22 protein-coding genes are annotated in these 22,978 nt (G+C 39.7%); 1 reads left to right on the top strand and 21 read right to left on the bottom strand.

The window, feature by feature from the left end; translation table 11 throughout:
• Positions 1-247 precede the first annotated feature (247 nt).
• The 21 genes from ACQKN2_RS19865 to ACQKN2_RS19765 form a co-directional block, all read right to left on the bottom strand.
• A complete protein-coding gene (locus ACQKN2_RS19865) occupies positions 248-550 on the bottom strand; it encodes a rhodanese-like domain-containing protein (protein ID WP_427416482.1) in 303 nt (100 codons plus the stop codon).
• A 90-nt stretch (positions 551-640) separates the two neighbouring features.
• Positions 641-871: an RNA chaperone Hfq gene (hfq, locus tag ACQKN2_RS19860; protein ID WP_323651423.1), complete on the bottom strand. Its 231-nt coding sequence runs from the start codon at positions 869-871 to the stop codon at positions 641-643.
• A 91-nt stretch (positions 872-962) separates the two neighbouring features.
• Entirely contained in the window at positions 963-1,865 is a 903-nt protein-coding gene (gene miaA / locus ACQKN2_RS19855) for a tRNA (adenosine(37)-N6)-dimethylallyltransferase MiaA (RefSeq protein WP_427416481.1), read from the bottom strand.
• Positions 1,852-2,769: an alpha/beta hydrolase gene (locus tag ACQKN2_RS19850; protein ID WP_427416480.1), complete on the bottom strand. Its 918-nt coding sequence runs from the start codon at positions 2,767-2,769 to the stop codon at positions 1,852-1,854. The genes miaA and ACQKN2_RS19850 overlap by 14 nt, the downstream gene beginning before the upstream one ends.
• A gap of 3 nt (positions 2,770-2,772) precedes the next feature.
• The gene (locus ACQKN2_RS19845; RefSeq protein WP_427416479.1) at positions 2,773-4,419 is read right to left on the bottom strand and encodes a glycerol-3-phosphate dehydrogenase/oxidase; all 1,647 of its coding nucleotides are present in this window, start codon (positions 4,417-4,419) and stop codon (positions 2,773-2,775) included.
• Between the two features lie 459 nt (positions 4,420-4,878).
• Entirely contained in the window at positions 4,879-6,750 is a 1,872-nt protein-coding gene (mutL, locus tag ACQKN2_RS19840; protein WP_427416478.1) for a DNA mismatch repair endonuclease MutL, read from the bottom strand.
• A gap of 14 nt (positions 6,751-6,764) precedes the next feature.
• Complete coding sequence (gene mutS, locus ACQKN2_RS19835) at positions 6,765-9,410, bottom strand: DNA mismatch repair protein MutS (RefSeq protein ID WP_427416477.1); 2,646 nt, start codon at positions 9,408-9,410, stop codon at positions 6,765-6,767.
• Positions 9,411-9,539: 129 nt separating this feature from the next.
• Positions 9,540-10,166: an outer spore coat protein CotE gene (gene cotE / locus ACQKN2_RS19830; protein WP_427416476.1), complete on the bottom strand. Its 627-nt coding sequence runs from the start codon at positions 10,164-10,166 to the stop codon at positions 9,540-9,542.
• Positions 10,167-11,054: 888 nt separating this feature from the next.
• Complete coding sequence (locus tag ACQKN2_RS19825) at positions 11,055-11,492, bottom strand: RicAFT regulatory complex protein RicA family protein (protein WP_427416475.1); 438 nt, start codon at positions 11,490-11,492, stop codon at positions 11,055-11,057.
• Complete coding sequence (gene miaB, locus ACQKN2_RS19820; protein WP_427416474.1) at positions 11,493-13,037, bottom strand: tRNA (N6-isopentenyl adenosine(37)-C2)-methylthiotransferase MiaB; 1,545 nt, start codon at positions 13,035-13,037, stop codon at positions 11,493-11,495.
• Between the two features lie 19 nt (positions 13,038-13,056).
• Positions 13,057-13,545, bottom strand: a complete 489-nt coding sequence (locus ACQKN2_RS19815; protein WP_427416473.1) for a hypothetical protein — start codon at positions 13,543-13,545, stop codon at positions 13,057-13,059.
• Positions 13,546-13,864: 319 nt separating this feature from the next.
• Positions 13,865-14,020, bottom strand: coding sequence for a hypothetical protein (locus tag ACQKN2_RS19810; RefSeq protein ID WP_427416472.1), 156 nt, complete (start codon positions 14,018-14,020; stop codon positions 13,865-13,867).
• A gap of 165 nt (positions 14,021-14,185) precedes the next feature.
• A complete protein-coding gene (locus ACQKN2_RS19805; protein ID WP_427416471.1) occupies positions 14,186-14,542 on the bottom strand; it encodes a hypothetical protein in 357 nt (118 codons plus the stop codon).
• A 96-nt stretch (positions 14,543-14,638) separates the two neighbouring features.
• On the bottom strand, positions 14,639-15,646 hold the full coding sequence (locus ACQKN2_RS19800) for a histidinol phosphate phosphatase domain-containing protein (protein WP_427416470.1): 1,008 nt from the start codon (positions 15,644-15,646) through the stop codon (positions 14,639-14,641).
• Complete coding sequence (locus tag ACQKN2_RS19795; protein ID WP_427416469.1) at positions 15,643-16,428, bottom strand: DeoR/GlpR family DNA-binding transcription regulator; 786 nt, start codon at positions 16,426-16,428, stop codon at positions 15,643-15,645. Before ACQKN2_RS19795 ends, ACQKN2_RS19800 begins: the two co-directional genes overlap by 4 nt.
• Positions 16,425-17,426 carry an ABC transporter ATP-binding protein gene (locus ACQKN2_RS19790; RefSeq protein WP_427416468.1) on the bottom strand — a complete coding sequence of 334 codons (1,002 nt, stop codon included), beginning with the start codon at positions 17,424-17,426 and terminating at the stop codon, positions 16,425-16,427. Before ACQKN2_RS19790 ends, ACQKN2_RS19795 begins: the two co-directional genes overlap by 4 nt.
• The gene (locus tag ACQKN2_RS19785; RefSeq protein ID WP_427416467.1) at positions 17,423-18,208 is read right to left on the bottom strand and encodes an ABC transporter permease; all 786 of its coding nucleotides are present in this window, start codon (positions 18,206-18,208) and stop codon (positions 17,423-17,425) included. Before ACQKN2_RS19785 ends, ACQKN2_RS19790 begins: the two co-directional genes overlap by 4 nt.
• Complete coding sequence (locus ACQKN2_RS19780; RefSeq protein ID WP_427416466.1) at positions 18,208-19,050, bottom strand: ABC transporter permease; 843 nt, start codon at positions 19,048-19,050, stop codon at positions 18,208-18,210. The genes ACQKN2_RS19785 and ACQKN2_RS19780 overlap by 1 nt, the downstream gene beginning before the upstream one ends.
• A gap of 335 nt (positions 19,051-19,385) precedes the next feature.
• On the bottom strand, positions 19,386-20,222 hold the full coding sequence (locus ACQKN2_RS19775) for an alkaline phosphatase family protein (RefSeq protein ID WP_427416465.1): 837 nt from the start codon (positions 20,220-20,222) through the stop codon (positions 19,386-19,388).
• Positions 20,212-21,300, bottom strand: coding sequence for an ABC transporter substrate-binding protein (locus ACQKN2_RS19770; RefSeq protein ID WP_427416464.1), 1,089 nt, complete (start codon positions 21,298-21,300; stop codon positions 20,212-20,214). Before ACQKN2_RS19770 ends, ACQKN2_RS19775 begins: the two co-directional genes overlap by 11 nt.
• 248 nt (positions 21,301-21,548) lie before the next feature.
• Positions 21,549-21,920, bottom strand: a complete 372-nt coding sequence (locus ACQKN2_RS19765; protein ID WP_427416463.1) for a 2-oxoglutarate ferredoxin oxidoreductase subunit beta — start codon at positions 21,918-21,920, stop codon at positions 21,549-21,551.
• A 264-nt stretch (positions 21,921-22,184) separates the two neighbouring features.
• Between ACQKN2_RS19765 and ACQKN2_RS19760 the strand changes: the two genes are divergently transcribed.
• On the top strand, positions 22,185-22,796 hold the full coding sequence (locus ACQKN2_RS19760; RefSeq protein WP_427416462.1) for a hypothetical protein: 612 nt from the start codon (positions 22,185-22,187) through the stop codon (positions 22,794-22,796).
• The last annotated feature ends 182 nt before the right edge of the window (positions 22,797-22,978 follow it).

Genomic DNA, 22,978 nt, shown 5'->3' with positions numbered 1-22,978 from the left:
TCTACATGTATATAGTTTCCGATATACAGTAGAATCTATTGAGAATTAGCAAGCTTTTAATGAATGCCTAAACAGTAGATTCTACTGTAAAGACATTGTTGGGGGTGCAATCGTTCGATACATACTTATCCCTCCTTGTTGTTCTGATTATAACATATTCTGCCAAAATAATAACAACTCACTTCACTCTTGCATCGACTTGATTGTATAAAAAAACCCTCGCATAAACGAGGGTTTAAATCGACCATTATTTAAATTCTAACTCTCCATCATAAGCAAGCATGCCGCCTTCAAGGTTTGTTACGTCAAAGCCTTGAGCTTCAAGGTATGCACAAGCATTTGCTGAACGACCGCCTGCCTTACAAACAATAATGTATGGCTTAGAAGCATCCAAATCACCTAAGCGCTCTGGGATTGTCCCAAGAGCAATGTGCTGAGCACCAGGAATCATCCCATGTGCTACTTCATCCTCTTCACGAACATCAATAATGTACAGGTCTTCGTTAGCATCTAATAGTTCTACTATTTCTGTTGTATCCATAGATTTCATATGTGTAATCCTCCAATATGTCAATTTCCTCTTACATTATAGCCTGAAGGCAAAAAAACAGCTAGTGTCAAGAACACTAACTGTTTTACTCTATTCATCTGTTTCTAAAAAATCCACTTGCTTTACTGGAACAAATGTAGAAATAGCGTGTTTGTAAATAAGGTGTTGCTTGCTATCAGCATCAAGTAACAATACTGTAAAGTTATCATAGGATTTCACAGTACCTTTTAGCTGAAATCCGTTTAACAAAAACACAGTTACAAAAACATTATTTTTACGTAAATGGTTTAAGAATGTATCTTGCAAGTTAATTGATTTCATCAAATATGCCTCCCTATACTCTCTTACTACCTCTTCATTCCTATAGTAGCATGTTCTACCAATTTATCAATTAGTAATTTTTAGAAATTAATTAAAGTTTTTCGTCAGTATTAACAAAATATACATCCATTTTGTTTCGGAAGTATGTTAGCTGCCTTTTCGCATAGCGACGAGAATTTTGCTTTAAACTGTCAATAGCTTCTTCTAAAGAGCACTTTCCATCTAGGTAATCGTATAATTCTTTATAGCCGATTGCTTGGATTGACTGCACACCACGAATATGTTGCTGCCATAAGCCCTTTACTTCTTCTAAAAGTCCTTTTTCCATCATTATATCAACACGACGGTTAATACGATCATAGAGCACTTCACGTGACATATTTTGCCCGAGCCCTAAAATCACATGATTATACAGTGGAACCTCTCCACGATTTTGTGCTTCGGATGCCTTTGAAACGCCACTAAGCTCAATCATCTCTAACGCACGTATGACACGGCGAGTATTATTTGGATGAATTGTCTCCGCTGTTTGTGGATCAAGTTTTGTAAGCTTAGCATGCATCGCCTCTGGACCTAATTTCTCTAGCTCTTCATAATAAGCTTTTCGTGCCTCCTCATCTACCTGCTCCTCAGTAAATTGAAAATCAAAGAGTACTGCCTGCACATATAAACCTGAGCCCCCTACAATAATCGGTAGCTTGCCACGCGTTTGAATTTCCGCAATTTTAGCTCGCACTAATTTTTGATAGTCTGCGACTGAAAAGGACTCTGTTGGTTCTTTGAAGCTTAGTAAATGATGGGGTACACCTTCCATCTCTTCCTCTGTAATTTTTGCTGTACCAATATCTAAGTCTCGATAGATTTGCATGGAGTCACCGTTGATGATTTCGCCATTATATTTTTTTGCTAACTCAATGCTTAGTGCTGTTTTCCCAGATGCAGTAGGCCCTACGATTGCTACGACCTCTGCCTGTTGTATTTTATCTTGTATCATATTTTTCTAACCACCGTAATAAAACTTGATAGACTGCTTCTCGATTATCCTCGTTTAGGATTTCGTGGCGCTTATCCTCAAATAGGTAAACCGTCACGTCCTGTATGCCCGCTTCTGCAAATTGTTCTGCAACAGTGTATACACCTTGGCCTTGTTCTCCGACTGGATCCTTGCTACCACTTATCAATAATATCGGTAAATCTTTCTTTACTTTAGCTATCTCACTTTTACGATTTAACGACATAAAACCTGTTGTTAAATCGACAAAAAATTGATTTGTTGGGATAAAGCCGCAATACGGATCATTTATATATTTTCCCACTTCGTCCTCTACTGAACAAATCCAATCATAAGCAGTCTTCGAATTCGGGAACTGTTTATTAAAGCTACCAAAGCTCAGCTTATTTAGCAACTTGCTCTCCGTCTCTTTCCCAAGCTGTTTGGCTAATACTTTTGCTACTAAATTCCCCATCGTATGCAATGCTGTAACATTCCCTGTTCCACAAAGAATCACATGATCCACTTGATCGCTGTACAATTGTATATATCTTCTAGTAATGAACGATCCCATACTATGACCAAATATAATGAATGGTACATCTGCAAATTGCTCATGCAATAATGTTACTACTTCATGCGCATCCTCTACGACACGATCAAACCCATTTTGTTCAGCAAAAAAACCTAATGTACCATTATAGGCTGCCGTTTCTCCATGCCCTCGGTGATCATGCATTGTCACCGCATAACCCGCTTCGTTTAGGCTATTTGCAAATTTAACATAACGTCCACTATGCTCCGCCATACCGTGCAATATATGAATATGACCAATACATGGCTTCGCTGGCTTTAATGTTCGAGTAAACAAAAAATGGCCATCTGACATCTCAATATAACGCTCCATTTCTTACACTCCTTCCTCTGCAAAATTTGTTGCATCCAAAATAGCTTGCTCTAGTTGAGCTACATACGTATTTCTTTGTGAATCTGTATAGTGGAAATGTTGTTGCATAACTTGAATAACCTGCTGTTTATAACGTTTTACTGCATCAATATCGAAGTATAACAAGCCTGTTCGACGAATAAAGAAATCACTTGGCGTGTACACCATTTCCGCTTCTATGCCATAAAGTAGCATGGCATGTAAAACCAAAGGCATCGTACTACCGTGCTCATGTAAATATTTCACCTGGTTATATAATGCGTCAACATTTGTCCCATATTTTTGTACAAGCTGTTTTGCTTCATCATAATTAAGGCCATATTGAACGCCCTCTTTAGCTTTATAAGAACTATAATCAGGGAAATTGATGGCATTAATGCCCTTTGCACCAGAAAGGGATAACTCACGTGTCACACATGGACTTGCGTGCTTATATTTATGGATCTTCACAATTTTATCAACGATTGTTTCTGCCATTTGACGGTAGCCCGTTAGTTTACCACCCGCAATCGTTATTAGCCCACTTGGAGCCGTCCATATTTCATCTTTGCGGGAAATTTCGGATGGATCTTTGCCTTTTTCAAAAATAAGTGGACGCACACCTGCCCACGACGATTCAATCGTATCTCTTGAAATATTTGCAGTAGGAAAGACTGTTTTTGCAGCTACAATTAAATAATCAACGTCCTCTTGGGTAGCGACCGGATGTACAGGGTCTCCCTCGTAAACTGTATCTGTTGTCCCTACATACGTTTTACCATCACGTGGAATTGCAAAGGCCATACGCCCATCCATAATATCAAAGTACACGGCTTGCTGTAATGGAAAATCCTTTTGATCAAGGACAATATGGACCCCTTTTGTGAGACGTAATTGCTTTTTGTCTACTACTTTATCCTTTTGGCGGACCTCATCCACCCAAGGTCCAGTCGCATTGACGATTTGGGCAGCATGCACTTCGATTGTTTTCCCTGTAACATGATCCGTCACTTGTGCCCCAACAAGCTTTTTCTTCTCATATAAAAATCCTGTCATTTCCGCATAATTTAAACAAAGCGCCCCATATTCCACAGCTTTTTTCAACACTTCAATTGTTAGACGGGCATCATCCGTACGATATTCAACGTAATAGCCACCACCAATAAGCTCATCTTGATTAAGTAAAGGCTCTAGCGCTGCTGTTTCCTGAGCGTTTAACATAGTTCTTCGTTCATGCTTTTTAACACCTGCTAATCGATCATAGACCTTCAATGCCAATGATGTTGACAATGGTCCAAGTGAGCCCTTTTTATATAATGGTAGTAGCATTTTTTCAGGCGTAGTAACGTGAACAGCATTGTCATAAACAATTTCACGCTCACGCCCAACCTCCGCTACTACACCTACATCAAGTTGCTTTAAATAACGAAGTCCACCATGAATAAGCTTTGTTGAACGGCTTGATGTACCAGCAGAAAAATCCTGCTTCTCAATCAAAGCGACTGATAACCCCCTCGATGCTGCATCAAGTGCAATGCCAGCACCGGTAATGCCACCACCAATGACTAAAACGTCAAAGCTATATTGCTCTAAAAAATGCATAATTTTAGGACGATGATCAAATGAAAACATACCCTTCTCCCCCATTTGCTATAAATTGAAAATACATGTAACCTTTGCTGTATATGTCTGCTTGTATAACTAGTTATAACTTTAAGCTTAGAAATTCCAATGTCATTCGTATAGCTCATCACCATAACGCGTAGTTGATTTCCGTTCCGACTGGGCGCTTTCCTGGGGGCGTCCGATGAGCTGCTTGGCTTCGCTGCAGGGTCTCGGGCCAACACGATGTTGGTCACGAAGGCGTTATCACAGGATGTGATGCTCTTAGCCTTCGTTCCTCTATCGCTAATCCCCAAGGAGTCGCCCAGTCTCCACTCCAATCAACTTAAAATGCATGACATACATTTTAGCAAAATGTCATCCACAACTTTTGATGATGAGTCATTTGTATATGCTTTACCTACAAAATTCCTTTTATTCACATGGACTGTTCATGTTACACTTGAACCTTTGTTCCAGGCGTTACACCTACATTACCCTTTTAAACATTTTTTCCACTTCATAAGATGTAAAATGAATAAGCACTGGACGTCCGTGCGGGCATGTAAATGGATTGTCGGCATTGCGTAAATCTCGCAATAACACTTCCATTTGCTCTTTTGTTAAATAATAATTGGCCTTTATCGACTTTTTACAGCTCATCATAATCGCCGCAGCCTCACGTAATTTTTTGACGTCCGCCTTTTTAGTTGTCAGCACTTGTTCAATTAAGTCCTCAATAACTTCCTGTTCTTCCCCTTTAGGGAACCAGCTTGGATGCTCTCTCACGACAAATGATGCCTGTCCAAATTCCTCTAAAAATACGCCAACAGCTTCTAACTCCTGTCGATTTTCTCTTAATACAAGAGCCTCATCAGCAGCATAATGGAAAGTCAATGGAAGCAATAAAGCCTGACGCTCATTTGGGTTCACCTGACCGACCTTTTCTCGGAAAAATTCATATTTAATACGCTCCTGAGCTGCGTGCTGATCAATTAAATAAAAGCCATCCTCCATTTGTGCAACAATATACGTGCCATGGATTTGCCCTACCACTTCAAGTGCAGGGAATGGTTCTTTCGTAGGCTCATCCTTCAAAACTTCCATTGGCTCTTCTAGCGTCACTTCTTCTTCAGGACGATTCACTTCCATCACTGGTGTCGGTTGCCAACTATCTTCAATGGCAGTAGGAACGGATTCAGATTGTGGCACTATCGGATCTAATGTGTTGGATTCCTGAACAGTTTGTACATCATAAAGTTTCTCTACAATAGCATTCATTTTCTCCACATTAAGCTTCGGTGCTGGTTTCCAAATATTTAACTGCTCCGTCTCAGACTTTGCTACTTTCTCTTTCTTTTCCATTTGCGGTACTCGAATAACATGGCGGATTGTCTCACGTATCGTTTCCTCAATTAGCTTAAGAAGCTCAGGCTCTTTACTTAAACGAATTTGATGCTTGGCAGGATGAACATTGACATCTGTTAAATAAGGATCCCCCTCTATAAAGAGCGCTACAATCGGAAAACGTTCAATGGGCAAATACGTATGATAAGCATCTACAATCGCTTTTTGTATTAAATAATGCTTCACCCAGCGACCATTCACAAACAACGACATATAATTTTTCGAGGCGCGGGTCACCTCTGGTAGTGATACAAAGCCAGAAATTTTATAATCCTGTGACTCTCCACTGAATGCCACCATTTTCTTGGCATTATGCACACCGTAAATGGCCGCTAATACTTGCTGAACGTCACCTCGTCCATTTGTTTGTAACAATTGCTGGCCGTTATGCAGTAATCTAAACGCAATTTGTGGATTTCCAAGGGCAAGGCGGTTCATTAGATCTATTGTATGCCCAAGCTCCGTCTGTATTGTTTTCATATATTTTAAACGAGCAGGTGTATTGAAAAATAGCTGTGCTATTGTAAAATCTGTTCCCTTGCGCAAAGGGCCAGGTTTATGTGTGGCAATATGCCCACCTTCAAGCTCTAAATACGTACCTGATTCACCATTTGATGTAATAAGTGTCATTTTTGACACTGATGCAATGGAAGCTAATGCCTCACCACGGAAGCCAAGTGTACGAATTCGAAATAAATCATGCTCCTGATGAATTTTACTTGTCGCATGGCGAGAGAATGATATTAATGCATCCTCTTCATCCATACCGCTACCATTATCAATGACTTGAATTGAAGTGAGGCCCGCTTCTAGTAAAAAAACATCAATGGACGTACTTCCTGCATCAATGGCATTTTCAACAAGCTCTTTAACGACAGAGGCTGGTCTTTCAACTACTTCCCCTGCCGCGATTTTATTGGACAGCCACTCGTCCATAATTTGTATTTTACCCATAGCGCATCACTCCTTTACTTTTTTGCGTTTACTAGTTGCTGCTGTAATTCATATAAAATATTCATCGCTTGCATTGGTGAAGTGCCTAGAATATTTACTTTTTCTAGGTTTTTAAGCACCTCAGATTCTGCTGGAGAGATTGGTTCTTCCTCCGTAAACAGGGACATTTGCATTGGCTTTTCATCAATCTCCTGTGACAGAGACATTTGCACTGGCTTTTCATCAATCTCCTGTGACAAGGACAATTGCATTGGCTTTTCACCAATCTCCTGTGACACGGTCACTTCATTTCCAGCCTCGAAGTTTTCAAGCAGTACTTGTGCTCTTGTTAAAATTTCCTCTGGCAATTGTGCAAGTTGTGCTACATGAATCCCGTAAGATTTATCGGCAGCCCCCTTTTTCACCTTATGCAAAAAGACAACTGTGCCATTTTTTTCAGTAGCAGATACATGTACATTTTGCAGTCGAGGAAGCTCCTTTTCAAGTGCCGTTAACTCATGATAGTGAGTTGAAAACAGTGTGTTTGCTCCAATTTTATCATGGATGTATTCCATCATGGATTGAGCAAGACTCATGCCATCATAAGTCGATGTCCCACGACCAATTTCATCAAACAGCATTAAACTATTTTTTGTAGCATGCGTAATGGCGTGCTGAGATTCTAACATTTCCACCATAAAGGTTGATTGTCCCGCAGCTAAATCATCCGCTGCACCGATGCGTGTAAAAATCTGATCTGTAATTGGTAATCTAGCTTTTTCAGCAGGCACATAACAGCCCATCTGTGCCATCACAACAATTAGTGCAACTTGACGCATATACGTACTTTTACCGGACATATTCGGACCTGTAATTAGCATCATATTGTTATTTTCCTCAAGAACACAATCGTTTGGTACATACATTTGCTTATTGAGCATCTTTTCAACAACTGGATGGCGCCCTTCAATAATTTCGAGCGAACGTCCTTCATGAAACTCAGGCTTCGTAAAACGATATTTCTCTGACACACTCGCAAAACTTACTAGCACATCTAACTCACTAATACTTGCTGCTAATGCTTGTACACGTGGAATAAACACCTTTAATTCATCACGTATTTCCACAAATAAGTTATATTCTAACGTTAAACTTTCTTCCTCAGCATTTAAAATTAATGCTTCTTTTTCCTTAAGCTCTTGCGTAATATAACGTTCAGCATTTGCCAAAGTTTGCTTACGTTCATAGCGTGTTAAATCAGCTAAATGGATATTAGATTTCGTAATTTCAATATAATAGCCGAAAATTCGATTGTAACCGATTTTTAAGTTTTTAATGCCTGTTTTCGCCCGCTCCTCTTGCTCCAGCTGTGCAATCCAATCTTTCCCATTTCGTGAGGCATAGCGTAGCTCGTCTAATCGCTCATTATAGCCATCGCGAATGACGTCACCCTCTTTAATCGTAATTGGTGGATTGTCAGTAATAGCACGAGCTAAAAGCGCCTCTACATCCGCACACGTATCAAGTGCTGCGCCTAGCTTCTGCAATGTTTCTTTAGTAGCACCACTTAATTGTTGCTGAATTACTGGTACTTGACGTAATGAATCACGTAGCTGCGCTAAATCACGTCCACCTACATTACCAAAAGCTACACGCCCAGCTAAACGCTCTAAATCGTATACTTGTTTTAAAGAGGCTTGGAGCTCCGTTCTTACAAAATACTCTTCCAACAAATCAGTGACGTTTGCTAGTCTCGCTTCAATGGCAGAACGTGAAGCAAGAGGTTGGTGTAACCATTGCTTTAATTTTCGTCCCCCCATTGCAGTCACGGTGTCATCCAACAACCACAAAAGTGTGCCCTTTTGATCGCCTCCGCGAATAGATTGAATAAGCTCTAAATTACGCTTAGAGCTAGAGTCAATTCGTAAATAATTTTTCATTTCATTGTACGTAAATGCTTGAATATGTGATAATGAACGCATTTGTGTTTTATCGATATAATGAAGCAAACGAAGGCAAGCAATTTGTAAATCACTCGGCACCGCTTCTACATAATGTGCAGCTTTATCCAACGTCATTTCATCTGTTTCAATAGAAAGGATGATACCGACATTGACTGCATGCTCTGCTAATAGCAGTTGCAAATTTTCCGTTACAATTAATTCACGAATACCGTATGCCTGCATTTGCATTAAAAGTGCTTTACCGTCGCCCTCAATCGAGGAGGCTACCGCTTCACCTGTAGATAAGTCTAAATAAGCGTAGCCAAATGTCGTATCATCAAATTGCTCCGCAGCACCAATAAAATGATTAGTTTTACCATCAAGCGACTTACCTTCCATGATCGTACCCGGTGTAATAAGCTGTACGACTTCACGCTTCACTACACCCTTTGCTTGCTTCGGATCTTCTGTTTGCTCACAAACTGCAACCTTATAGCCCTTTTGCACAAGTGTTTCAATATAATTTTTTGCCGAATGATGTGGAACACCACACATTGGAATTCGCTCTTTGGCACCAGCATCCCGGCTCGTTAACGTAATTTCTAAAAGTTGTGAGGCATTAATAGCGTCCTCAAAAAACATCTCGTAAAAGTCGCCTAATCTAAAAAATAAAAAGGCATCCTTGTAATCTTCCTTTACCTGCAAATACTGTTGCATCATTGGTGTATATGTTGTCATTTTAAAAATTCCCTCGCTCTAACCTTATAGATATTTTTATTATAACAAAAGATACATGCGAAACGCTTCAATCACCTTTTTTTAAGATGCTAGCGCTTCGCATGTATAAAAGAAATATCGTCTTTACTATTATCTTTGTCTTTCATCAGGAAACGATGAAGACTCTAAAACATACCTACCTTCTTCACTTGAACTTGACGATGAGCTGGAACTAGAACTAGAACTAGAGCTAGATGAAGACGAGGATGAGCTCTCTTCAAAGTTCCATTCCTCTTCGAAATCTAGTGGATGTACACTAATACAGATTGTCGTTTCTCCCATTACCTCTACAACGACTTCGCGTTCGACTAAGATTTCAAATTTCGTACCGCATGGAGAGATGATTGCCTCTATGCAGTTCGGCTCTTGAATGACACGAACACGAACATCATCACCAACACTCACTTCGCCATCTCTAAAAGAAAGCTTCACTTTGTCTTTATAGTGCACCGTTTCAGAAAACACTGCTGTTTTCGAATGACTACTATAGGCATACCAAACATTGACATCAAATTTCCCTGATACTTCTACAAATTTACCGACTTTTTTCGCGGAGCAAGTATGATTGATAACCCAGCAACCTAGAATACTTGTCGGTTTATTTGATGGACATAATGTTACACGTTCTTCTGTTCTCTTCTTCCCTTTGGCAACTACTGCTCTCGTCACGATTTGTCGTAAACGTTTCAGCGCAATTCCTCCTTCGACTCTTTTCACTCCATCATATGCAGGTAGCGCCTATTGGGTGAACATATATTTTTATAGAATCGAATTGCTGATTAAATTCATTTTTCATAGGTTGCCTAAATCACGATGACTTCCACGAGTATTGACGAATAACACATAAAAATAGCCCGAATGCTGTCATTATAGCTTTTCATTTTGTTAAAAAACTATAATGTCAATGAAATTAAGATGTTCTAAAGTATGTGCTTTTCAGCAAATCGAGGGGTTGATTTCCGTTCCGGCTGGGCGCTTTCCTGGGGGCGTCGGGGCAACAGGATGTTGGTCACGAAGGCGTTATCACAGGACGTGATGCTTTTAGCCTTCGTTCCCCTCCCGCTTCACTCGCGCTGCTCGCTCCAGGGTCTCGGGCCAACACGACGTTGGTCACGAAGGCGTTATCACAGGATGTGATGCTTTTAGCCTTCGTTCCTCTATTGCTAATCCCCGAGGAGTCGCCCAGCCTCCACTCCAATCAACCACTTCACATAGCATGTATCTTCTGGCAAGTCATTCTTATTTATAGTGAAAAAACGAAATTTCAGAAACATTTTTTGTGCGAAATCGTAGTGCTAACGTAGCGAAAACAAAAACAGATTTACAATCGCGTCACTGTCGTTCGATTATTGTGAGTAGCCATAGCGTGTGCTTTTGAAATGCATACAATTTATAAAAGTTCCACGCTTTCGTTGATTTGAGTGGAAGGTTACTCAAGTGCTTTTGTCGAGGTGAAAAGCTTCCCACATTGAAAGCGAATAGCCTGGATCGTAACCACCCTCATCTAAAGCGCCACAACATTCACAAAGATTTCCTTGACCATTTTTTTCAACAATAGTAAAGCTCGAATGAAAGTATTCATTCGAGCTATTTCTTCTATTATTTTTATGAGCAGCTGCCCGGTGTTGTATTTGCTACGTATGAGCCAGTTTCTCCACGAAGTAAATCCCCACCCGTTGAGCGAATAATCTCATTTGTAACATTGTTTGCAATTGTGTTTGATACTAATTGCAATAAATCATTTACATCCCCTTGAGATTCTTTAAATTGTTGAACCACTGGGATTGCGTTGATTTCTTCTTCGATTTTTTCGATTTTGTCTTCAATTAATTTAAGCGCTTTTTCTTTACCTAAGTGTTGGAAGTTAACAGCTTGCTTTTGTAGGCTTTTTAGACTTGCAATACGCTCACGTACCTGTTGGTTTTCATTAATTTGTGCTTCTGCCTTTTTGAAAAATTCAACTTCTGGCGTATTGGCAATCATATGCGCAATTTCGTGTGACTTCTTGATTAAATCTTCTTTTGTATATAATACTTGTGTCATTTACGCTTCCACCTTTTCATTTTTTACTACTTCTACGAATTCACCAGTCAGTGAATATGAAGTAGCTTCAACTATTTTAACCTTCACTAATTGACCAATTAGATCTGCAGGCGCTTTAAAGTTTACAAGACGATTTTTACGCGTATAGCCAGCTAACACATCATCACGTCTTTTACTTGTACCTTCGACTAATACTTCTACTATTTCACCCTTCAAGCCCTCTAATGCTTTGCGAGAGTATTCCCCTACAACCTCATTTAATCGTAGAAGTCGTTCTTTTTTCACTTCTTCAGGTACATTATCCACCATTTTGGCAGCAGGTGTACCTTCACGAGGAGAATAAATATAAGTAAAGGCCATTTCAAAGCCTACTTCACGGTACAAGGATAAGGTCTCCTCAAATTGTTCTTCGGTTTCGTTAGGATAACCTACGATAATATCTGTCGTTAGTGTTACTTCCGGAATAGCCGCTTTAATTTTCGCTACTAATCCAAGGAAATGCTCACGTGTATACTTACGCGCCATAATTTTTAGCACATCATTTGAACCAGATTGTACTGGTAAGTGAATATGCTCCACTAAGTTACCACGTTTTGCAAGAACTTCGATTAACTGATCATCGAAGTCACGTGGATGACTCGTAGTAAAACGAATACGTGGGATATCAATTTTTCGTAATTCATCCATCAAATCACCAAGTCGATATTCAATATCCTCAAAATCCTTGCCGTAAGCGTTGACATTTTGTCCTAAAAGCATAATTTCTTTATAACCCGCAGCCGCTAGTTCACGAACTTCAGCAATGATTTCCTCTGGACGGCGACTACGCTCCTTACCACGCGTATAAGGTACAATACAATACGTACAGAATTTATCACAGCCGTACATAATATTTACCCAAGCTTTGATGGAGCCAAGACGTTTTTTCGGCAGATTCTCAATTACATCGCCTTCTTTAGACCAAACCTCAATGACCATTTCCTTAGACATATATGCTTCTTTTAAAATGTTCGGTAAACGGTGAATATTATGTGTACCAAACACCATATCGACATGCGGATAACTTCTTAAAATTTTATTGACAACGGATTCTTCCTGTGACATACAGCCACAAACCCCGATCAGCATTTCTGGATTTTTACGTTTATATTTTAACAGGAAGCCAAGTTCTCCAAATACTTTATTTTCCGCATTTTCACGGATAGCACACGTATTCAGTAGTACGACGTCAGCTTCATCAATTATATCTGTAGACGTATAACCTAGCTGCATAAAAATCCCAGCCATAACTTCTGTATCGTGCTCATTCATTTGACAGCCATACGTACGAATATAAAAAGTACGCCCTGTACCCATACCTGCAAACTCTTCTGCAATATTAAAGTCCTTGTGGTACTTAACATCTTCTTTCCCACGTTTTTTAGCATCTTTTAATGAAGGTGCCGTAAAGACCGTTTCAAAATATTTACTATAATCCTTTTCAGGCTTGTCTTCTTTTTTTGGTTGATTGACTTGTTGATTAGCTAAGCGTTGTTCTTCATTCATCGCAATCAGGTAACTCCTTTCAAACGAATTCCATACATTTGAAATCCCATTTTACTATTATACTGAATAATTGCAACATCCTACAAGACTTGCGTACTAAATGTCGCGGTTTAGACTTAATTAAGCTTCGTAAGTTGAATATTTTTGTAAGGTTGAGGGGGGACCGCCAGTTTTTGCGGGGGCTTTCTTTCAGTATGTTGGTTTTATCCGTCACTTTATCGGGGCTATCCACGTATTTGGCTTCTCTATCCATCATTTCGACGGGGCTATCCACGTATTTGGCTTCTCTATCCATCACTTCGACGGGGCTATCCACGTATTTGGCTTCTCTATCCGTCACTTCGACGGTTCTATCCACGTATTTGGCTGTTCTATCCATCATTTCGACGGTTCTATCCACGTATTTGGCTTCTCTATCCATCATTTCGACGGGTCTATCCACATATTTGGCTTCTCTATCCATCACTTCGACGGTTCTATCCACGTATTTGGCTGTTCTATCCGTCACTTTGGATTCTTTTCCGTCGCTCGGCTGGCTCTTTCCGTCGCTTTGACTGTTCTATCCGTCGCTTTGCATTCTTTCCGTCGCTATGACGATTCTATCCGTCACTCCGCTGATTCTTTCCGTCGCTTTGCATTCTTTCCGTCGCTTTGACTGGTCTATCCGTCGCTTCAGCGATTCTATCCATCACTTTGACGGTTCTATCCACTTATTTGGCTTCTCTATCCATCATTTCGACGGTTCTATCCACGTATTTGGCTGTTCTATCCGTCACTTTGGATTCTTTTCCGTCGCTCGGCTGGCTCTTTCCGTCGCTTTGACTGTTCTATCCGTCGCTTTGCATTCTTTCCGTCGCTATGACGATTCTATCCGTCACTCCGCTGATTCTTTCCGTCGCTTTGACTGGTCTATCCGTCGCTTCAGCGATTCTATCCATCACTTTGACGGTTCTATCCACGACTTTAGCTGCTCTATCCGTCACCTTTGACGATTCTATCCACGACTTTAGCTGCTCTATCCGTCACTTCGACGGTTCTATCCACTTATTTGGCTTCTCTATCCATCATTTCGACGGTTCTATCCACTTATTTGGCTTCTCTATCCATCATTTCGACGGTTCTATCCACTTATTTGGCTGTTCTATCCGTCACTTTGGATTCTTTTCCGTCGCTCGGCTGGCTCTTTCCGTCACTTTGACTTTTCTTTCCGTCGCTTTGCGGATTCTATCCGTCACTTTGACAGTTCTATCCACGACTTTCGCTGTTCTAACCTTCACTTCGACGGTTCTATCCACGACTTTCGCTTCTCTATCCGTCACTTCGACGTTCCTATCCACGACTTTCGCTTCTCTATCCGTCACTTCGACGGTTCTATCCACGACTTTCGCTTCTCTATCCGTCACTTCGACGTTCCTATCCACGTCCTTGGCTGCTCTATCCTTCACTTCGACGCTTCTATCCACGTCCTTGGCTGCGCTATCCGCCACTTTTACGATTCTACCCACGTCTTTGGCTGCTCTATCCTTCACTTCGCTGAAGCCTATCTACCACTCTTTCAAAAATAAAAAATCACCGATGATATTCATCAACGGCGACATTTATTATAGTTCTATATATTGCTTTTTGCGTTGATTAAACCCAATAATGGATCGTACGCCATTGCTTTTTAGTAAGTCTGTATTAGCAAATGTGTATTTGCCTAAATCGTCTGGGAAATGTGCATCTGAAGAAATTGTAAAGGCTACACCATGTTCAATTAAAATTTGCAAGAATCGGGGGCCTGGGCACATTTCCTTTACTGGATAGCGATAATATAAGCCGGCATTTATTTCAGTGGCAGTTTGCGTGGTCACAAGTGCCTTTGCAATTCTTTCATACCAAGAGTCAAGAAAAGCCGTATCCTTCACTTGATAGTCAAACACTTTAAAATTATCCAAGTGTGCTACAAAATCAAACATGTTTGAGTGGATCATTTTTTCGACTGTAGCAAAAAAACGCTCATAGTTCTGCTGTAATGTAGCAGCATCCATGTCCTCAAATATGTATTGTGTTTGAGGATTATCAAAGCCCCAACCATCCACAAAATGGACTGATCCGATGACGTAATCCCACGGGTACCCTTCCAGTAATGATGCTAATTCTTCCTCACCGCCGACAAAATAATCTGCCTCTATGCCTAGCTTTAAGGAAATACCATGCCGACTCCATTTTTCCTTTGCTCGATTAATAGCTGACACAAAATCATCCATGCTTTCTGTCATCACACGGTCAAGCCAGTACCGCTGTACTTTTCCAACTTCATTGTCATCTAACTGCATATTACGCTCAAAATATGCTTGCGTCTCTTTGAAACGATATAGATGGTCGACAATTCCAACCTCCCTCAAACCGAGCTGCTTTGCCTGCTGTAAATATAAATCTAACCATTCCTCACTATAACAGCCATTTTGTAATCGCTGTGACAACTGCTGCATTTGCAACTCAACATATGCTCTAGAACCTTTTGCTGCCGCTTCATCTTCATTAAAAAAACTAATCGCCTGAGAAGTACGCTCTAACCAACGAAATGAATATGGGCCTTCCTCTAAATGTACATGATAATCAATCATTCGCTATTCCCTCCATTACATACCGTCCACTTTTCCTCATATATTTGCCACTCCACTGGGCAAGCTATATCACAAAAAATTTCGGAGCTCTCCTCTATGTGGCAAATTTGATAAAAGGACTTCCCATTTATTTTTGTTGCATCCGCTAGTAAAAAGTTCATCTTACTATGATCAAGCATTTTTTTAGAAATTAACGATTCATCCAAATCGTAATCGTAAACAATACCTTCGCTAATACCACCACATGATATAAATGCTTTATCAAAATTCATATTACCTAACAATTCCAAAGTCATAGCTCCTGCTACTGAGGATTGCCTTGGATTTGTCGTTCCTCCGAGTAAAATAACCTTACCCGTCATTCGTCGCTCTTCAATAGCCAAATTAAATTGTACAGCTGCAGCGATAGAATTGGTTACGACCGTTATATCATCGACTGCCAATAAAAAATCTGCAATATGCACCGTTGTCGTACCGGTATCAACGGCAATTGTATCCCCATCACATATACGTCTAGCTGCCACACGAGCTATATTGCGTTTTGCCTCTTTTTGCATTTGAAGCTTTCGCAAAAATATTGGTTCATTTCTAACGTGTGTATACTTCACAGCTCCTCCGTGTACTCTCGTTAATAAACGCTGTTGCTCTAGCTCATCAAAATCTCTGCGAATCGTTTCAGGCGCCACTTGTAATTCTTCCGCAATATTGGCAACAATAATTTTCTCATCAACCTCTAATTGCTGTAAAATAAACTCAAATCGTTCTATTTTTGCATATGTCATGATAATGCAATCACATCTTCTCTCGCCACATAGCACACATATTTCTTCCCCAGTTCAAACGACTGCCCTCGTTGGTGTAGCTGCTCCATCGTAAAGGGACATTCTCCCTCGAATGTTGTCCGAATAACATTACCGCTCATTAATGACTGCTTCGCCTCTCCAGTAATACAAACATCCCCTTGCCTCTGATCGAGATGAATGGCTTCCGGTCGAATCGCAAATTTTAAGTATTCTTTTGGCAATATCTCGCCAATCATTGTCTCAAGAGCTTGACGTGTAAAGACATTATAATGTCCGATAAAATTAGCGATAAACTCACTTTCAGGGCTTGTATAAATCGCAGTAGGTGTTCCGCTTTGTGCAATCATCCCATTATTCATAACAAATATTCTGTCAGAAACAGCCATTGCTTCCTCTTGGTCATGCGTAACTAAAATCATCGTTATGCCAAGCTTTTGCTGGATAGCTCGTAAGTCTGCTTGAAGCTTCTGACGAATTTGGGCATCTAGCGCACTGAGCGGCTCATCTAACAACAATACTTTAGGGCGTACAATTAAAGCTCGAGCAAGGGCAACACGCTGCTGCTGACCGCCAGATAATTCTTTCGGATATGCGTTCGCTTTTTCACTTAAATGCACTGTCGCAAGCATTTCTTGAACACGTTGATCGACTTCTGCAGTATTTACTTTTTGCATACGTAACCCAAAGGCTACATTTTCTTTCACCGTCATATTTGGGAATAGCGCATATGATTGAAACACCATACCAACTTGACGATCCTTTGGTTGAACACCCATCATATCCTTGCCTTCAATGATAATCTTTCCTGCAGATGCATCTGTTAAGCCTGCTAAAATACGCAAAATGGTACTCTTACCACAGCCACTCGGACCTAAAAGAGTTATAAATTCACCTTTTTCAATCTTCATATCTATATTTGATAAAACTGTCGTTAATCCATATTTTTTATGAAGTCCTTCAATCACAATATAACTCATAGATTTGTAGCACCTTTCGATCGTTTCGTTAATCTTGCAATAGCAAACGTTAATAAGCCCATAAGAACGAGATAAATAAAGACAACTGCACTAGCAATATGTCCACTTGTACTAAGCTTCTTCATTAAATAAATTTGCACCGTTTCAAAGCGAGAACCGACAACGAGATTAATCAGTACAAACTCTCCAAAAAGCACGGAAAACGATAATAATGCACCTGCAAATAAGCCTGGGTATACAGTAGGTAACAATATTTTGGTAAATGCCTGTAATTTCGATGCCCCCAGTAATTGTGCTGCATCTAAAAGCTGCCGTGCATCTACATTCCGCAAACTATTGCGTGTCCCCTGGTATATGTACGGTAAGATGCTGATAACATATGCCCCTAAAACTACTAAAATCATTGGCACTCCAAATTGGCTGTAAACACGGATGAGCCCAACTGCTAAAATAATTCCAGGAAATGAATACACCATCACAACAGCCATCTGAATCCATTTTTCGTATTTCGGAAAATACAACACGATGACAAATATGGCCGGTACGATAACGAGCAATGCAATTATTACAGCCCCACTCGACAATAAAACAGAACGCCCAAACGCCTGCATAAATTCTGCATCCTGAAATAATGTAGCAAGCCATTTAAATGTTAAACCTTCTGGCAAAATGGTCTTATTCCAATTCGTCGCAAAGGCATAGAACATTGTTGCAACAACCGGCAACACTAAATACACCACTAACAGGAGGAAAAATAAATCAGCAAAGCCTCTTTTTTTCACTATAACTTCCTCCTTGTTTTTGAAATGCTCCATTCACTTAATAGCATCGCTGTCACCATCGTAACTGCTAGTATTACTGCAATAGCACTTGCCAGCTCTGGTTGGGCAAAAATATCGCCCTTAATAAGAGAGCCAATACGAATGGCCACTAAATTGTAATTACTACTAGTTAGTGCATAAGCAGAGGCATATGCTCCCATTGCATTGGCAAACAATACGCTAAATGTTCCAACAATCCCTGGAAGCATAACAGGAATCCCAATCTTCATCCAAAACTGCCAAGTAGAAGCGCCAAGTAGTGCTGCTGCTTCCTTCCATTGTTGCTGAATTCCATCATAAATTGGGTATAAAAGCATTAATGCTAATGGCAGCTGGAAGTAAATATAAATAAGTAACAAGCCACCCCAGCTATAAAGAGAAAATGACGATAATGCGTCGATCCCCCATTTATCGAATAGCAATGTAAAGAGCCCACTATTGCCAAGTAATACGATAAACGCAAACGCTAACGGAATACCTGAAAAATTTGATGTTAAATTTGTTAGTATTAAAATTTTCTCGCGCACTGGCTCAGAAAATCTCATCATCGCATAAACTGCAAATAAGGTAACGATTAAGGCAATGACTGCCGAAATAACGGACAGTGTAATACTATTTTTAAAGCCTTGTAAAATGTAATCATTTGTTAGTACCGATTGATATTGTGCAAATGTAAAACCATCACTATTTTGAAAGCTTGTGATTAGCATATACAGTAACGGTACTAAGAAAAATAACAAGACAAGTACTAGAAAAGGAGAAAGCCAGGCAACTGTTTGCCGCTTCGAAATCAAAACAATCACTTCTTTCTTTATTTAATAGCGGCCATATAGATTAATGATGATAGAAGGCTCATCACCATAATGTGGGGTTGATTTCCGTTCCGGCTGGGGCGCTTTGTTGCTGTCGCTTCGCTTTCGCACAGAGCAAAGCTTCCTGGGGGCGTCGGGGCAACAGGATGTTGGTCACTAAGGCGTTATCACAGGATGTGATGGTTTTAGCCTTCGTTCCTCTATCGCTGATCCCCAAGGAGTCGCCCAGCCTCCACTCCAATCAACTAATACATTACATATGTTTTAAAAATGTCAGGATCAACCTTTGGTGATAATCTCAAACACGCCTGATTAAATAATGATAATTAAGCTTTTTTTAAAGAATGCATCCCCTCTAATAACAACGGAACCATTTCATCAGAAGGTTCGATATTCAATAAATGACAGCACAGAGGAGCAATTTGTAGCTGTGAGACAATCTCATCCTTAATGCCTGCTTTAACGTGATTCGAAATAACAAACATTGGTACATGCCGATCTTCAGCTGTTGTTCCGCCATGATTACCATCACTCGTCATCCCATGATCTGCTGTCACGATAACTTCATAACCCTGCGCAAGACATTTTGGAATAAATAGAGATAATAATGCATCCACTGCTAAAACACGATTTCGGTATTGTGCCGAATCAGCTGTAAATTTATGTCCATCATCATCTACATTCATCGGATGAATATATAAGAAATCTGGTTGCTTTTGATCCATTAGCCATGCAGCTTCAGCAAATAAATGACTGTCTGGATAGTGATCTTCAAAATAGAACAAGCCATTCTCAATCGGCAATTGTGTATCTAATTGTAACCTGTCCTCCATATGCACAAATGGTGCACGATTGTATAGTTCACTAACCCAATAATAGGCTGCTGCTGCTGTAGACAAACCGTTTTCTTTCGCTACATGAAATAGACTATTTTGCGTAGATAAACGTACTGTCATATTGCTCGTCACCCCATGTACAATGGGTGGTGTCCCCGTTAAAATCGTTTCATATAAAGGCCTTGATAGAGACGGGACCTCTGAGCAAACCTTGTAGCGTGCTGCAATCTTACGTTCAACTAAATGGTGCATAAATCCCATATGGGTACAGGCTGTATCAAAGCGAAGTGCATCTACGACAATTAAAACAACTTTATTATTGCCCATGAATTAATACCTGCTCCTGATATAGTTGTGGAATTTGCTTTGTTGTTTCTTCCCATTTCTTTTGGTCTTTTACTGGCTGTGCATTTTTGTACATGTCCGCAGGTAATAATAGTTTCTGAACATCTTGAGACAATTGAACCTTGTCACGAATCGGACGAGCATAACCCTTCGCTAAATTTTCTTGCCCTGCATCTGATAAAATGTATTCTCGAGCTAGCATTGCTGCATGAGGATTTTTGGCGTACTTGTTAATGATCGTTGCATAGCCTGATGTTACAGAGCCTTCTGATGGAATGACAACATCAAAACGTTTCTCATCAATTTGGTGTCGATAGCCGAGTGAATTAAAATCCCATAAAATCGCTACGTCAATTTCTCCTTTTTCTAAATTCGCTACAGATGGATCACCTTTTAAACGCCCCTGCTTTGCTAAGTCTGCAAAAAAGTCTATTCCTGGTTGAATATTCGATTCATCGCCACCAAATGCCATAGCAGCTGCTAAAATAGCAAACTGTGCTTGATTCGCTGTTAAAGCATCACCAATGCTGACAGTGTAATCTCCGTTTTTAATGTCCGCCCAAGATTTCGGGGCATTTTTGACATTGTTTTTATCAGTTAAAAATGAAATGGTTCCAGTGTAACCCACGATCCAATGTCCTTCATCATCCTTTGCCCAGTCAGGTATTTCATCCCAATAAGATGTTTTGTAAGGTAATGTTAACCCTTTGTCCTTGGCAATCGGCCCAAAGGCAATTCCGACGTCACCAATATCAGCAGTGGCATCATCCTTTTCTGCCTCAAACTTTGCTAGCTCCTCAGCACTCGACATATCTGAATCCTTATGTTTAAGGCTATATTCAGTACCAAGCTCATCCCAAGTCTCCACCCAGTTAGCCCACGTATCTGGCATACCAACAGAATTTACAGTGCCTTCTTCTTTTGCTTTTTTCGTAACCTCTTCAAGCGTTAAATCACTTTTCACTTCATTAGAACTAGATGAACCGTCCGAACAAGCCGCCAACATTGAAATTGCTAACGCTCCGATTAGACCTTTCTTCCACAACTTTTGAATTGCCATGAGTTGGAACCTCCATTTGTTTATGTTTGTTTTCATTTGCCTTACAACATTTATGATAGAAAACAAACATTAAGCAAGTATGGAGGACGTTAAAATATTCAGTAAAAATTATTAAGGAATTATAAATCTATGAACAATTATTAATTGAAAGGGGGATCGTAAAAGTTTTAGGGGAAATAAGAAGGAATCTAGTTCTGTATGTGCACGTTTATGTAGCCTTGTAGACGTGCACACACTCTAGATTCATTTTATAAACCAAGAAAATCTGCATATGTATGTGGCTCGTTTTCCTTTAAAATTGTTAAAAATGTAAATGCAAGCTGTACAACTGACCACCATCTCATATTGTAGGACATTTCAAAGCGGGAAGGTTCTAATGTAAATACATCCTGAAAAATATCAAGTGGATCAATTTTTTCATCTTTTAATATTGAGAGAAAACCTAAAAACAACGTATGGTCTTTGACCTCAATCACTTTCCCTTCAACAAGTGCATCAATATTTTCTGGTTGATGGAAATTACATTGTGTCGCAACATACCTTTCTAAATCCTGCGCGCGCTGTCTTTCTTCACGTTCTTTTTTCTTTGCAATAAAATCAATGACGTTATCCACGTGCATCGCCTCTTCTTTTTTCTTTTATTGTAGCATTTTTTATAATACTATTGCCCGAACACACTCCCCATTTTTTCCTTTTTACCAAAAACAATAAATAATAATATTAGCAGATTTGCCAAAAAAATCCTCTACAGGTATTTTATTAGTAGGTCAACCCAATCATTTAATTAAAGGCTCTCCATCATAACGTGGGGTTGATTCCGCTCCGGTTGACGCTCTTCTGGAGTGTCAGATAAAAATCGATATACTTACAAAGGGGGTGATAAGATGAATAAATGGCTAAAAGTTTGGAGCATATTCATTTTTTCAATTGGGGGAATAGTGATATTACTAATATTTTTGACTGTCTTTTCATTATTTAGTTTTAGGGCATCGATGATACCAGATAGAAAAGAAGAGGAAAAGGTAATTTCACAAGCAGAACAATACATACAAGAGACATATCCAACTATGAAATACGAAATCTCCCATGTCCTTTATGATAATGATAAGGAATACCCTGATTTTGAATATGCTGCAGTGATTTTAAATATAGACACACAAAAGACGTTCATGGTTTATGAAAATAGACATACGGAACAAATGGAAGATGATATAGCAATTCAAGAAGAAGCAAAATTCATAGAACAAGTAGAACCAAAAGTTAATCGTTATATAACTAAAACATTTGGGGAACCGAATAGTATGTCATTTACGCCTTCATATTCGACAAGAGCTAAACCTGTGCTTAATATTCGGCTAACTAACAAAAAAGAGGAAATAAACGAAGAAATGTTTCAAACTTTTATTGATTATTTACAACATGAATTGAAGGTTGAACATGCAGATGTAACTTTTTTGTATGATAATGAAACTGAACATTGGAGTAGGGAATTTTAATAACAGAAGCTGTCCAACAAATGGGAAATTGATCTGCTGCTTTGTATAGTTCATTTAAACGATAGCAAAAAAGACAACTTCGCTAAGTGAACTGCTCCCTGTCAAGTAGACAGTGGAAATAATAAAAAATGTATTAAGCGGCTTGAGCCCTGAATTCTAAAGGACTCAAGCCGTTTAATCGT

The organism is Lysinibacillus sp. NPDC093688 (genome assembly GCF_050280145.1).
In the GTDB taxonomy this organism is placed as follows: Bacteria; Bacillota; Bacilli; order Bacillales_A; family Planococcaceae; genus Lysinibacillus; species Lysinibacillus xylanilyticus_B.
This window is presented reverse-complemented; position numbering and strand designations above follow the sequence as displayed.

Bases quoted from the DNA above. Each gene is read 5' to 3' on its own strand.
- ACQKN2_RS19800 (WP_427416470.1), bottom strand. From the start codon at position 15,646: ATGATTGATTATCATGTACATTTAGAGGAAGGCCCATATTCATTTCGT.
- hfq (WP_323651423.1), bottom strand. From the start codon at position 871: ATGAAATCAATTAACTTGCAAGATACATTCTTAAACCATTTACGTAAA.
- ACQKN2_RS19850 (WP_427416480.1), bottom strand. From the start codon at position 2,769: ATGGAGCGTTATATTGAGATGTCAGATGGCCATTTTTTGTTTACTCGA.
- ACQKN2_RS19770 (WP_427416464.1), bottom strand. From the start codon at position 21,300: ATGGCAATTCAAAAGTTGTGGAAGAAAGGTCTAATCGGAGCGTTAGCA.
- mutL (WP_427416478.1), bottom strand. From the start codon at position 6,750: ATGGGTAAAATACAAATTATGGACGAGTGGCTGTCCAATAAAATCGCG.
- ACQKN2_RS19845 (WP_427416479.1), bottom strand. From the start codon at position 4,419: ATGTTTTCATTTGATCATCGTCCTAAAATTATGCATTTTTTAGAGCAA.
- mutS (WP_427416477.1), bottom strand. From the start codon at position 9,410: ATGACAACATATACACCAATGATGCAACAGTATTTGCAGGTAAAGGAA.
- ACQKN2_RS19790 (WP_427416468.1), bottom strand. From the start codon at position 17,426: ATGAGTTATATTGTGATTGAAGGACTTCATAAAAAATATGGATTAACG.
- ACQKN2_RS19775 (WP_427416465.1), bottom strand. From the start codon at position 20,222: ATGGGCAATAATAAAGTTGTTTTAATTGTCGTAGATGCACTTCGCTTT.
- ACQKN2_RS19825 (WP_427416475.1), bottom strand. From the start codon at position 11,492: ATGACACAAGTATTATATACAAAAGAAGATTTAATCAAGAAGTCACAC.
- miaB (WP_427416474.1), bottom strand. From the start codon at position 13,037: ATGAATGAAGAACAACGCTTAGCTAATCAACAAGTCAATCAACCAAAA.
- ACQKN2_RS19795 (WP_427416469.1), bottom strand. From the start codon at position 16,428: ATGACATATGCAAAAATAGAACGATTTGAGTTTATTTTACAGCAATTA.
- ACQKN2_RS19865 (WP_427416482.1), bottom strand. From the start codon at position 550: ATGAAATCTATGGATACAACAGAAATAGTAGAACTATTAGATGCTAAC.
- ACQKN2_RS19760 (WP_427416462.1), top strand. From the start codon at position 22,185: ATGAATAAATGGCTAAAAGTTTGGAGCATATTCATTTTTTCAATTGGG.
- miaA (WP_427416481.1), bottom strand. From the start codon at position 1,865: ATGATACAAGATAAAATACAACAGGCAGAGGTCGTAGCAATCGTAGGG.
- ACQKN2_RS19765 (WP_427416463.1), bottom strand. From the start codon at position 21,920: ATGCACGTGGATAACGTCATTGATTTTATTGCAAAGAAAAAAGAACGT.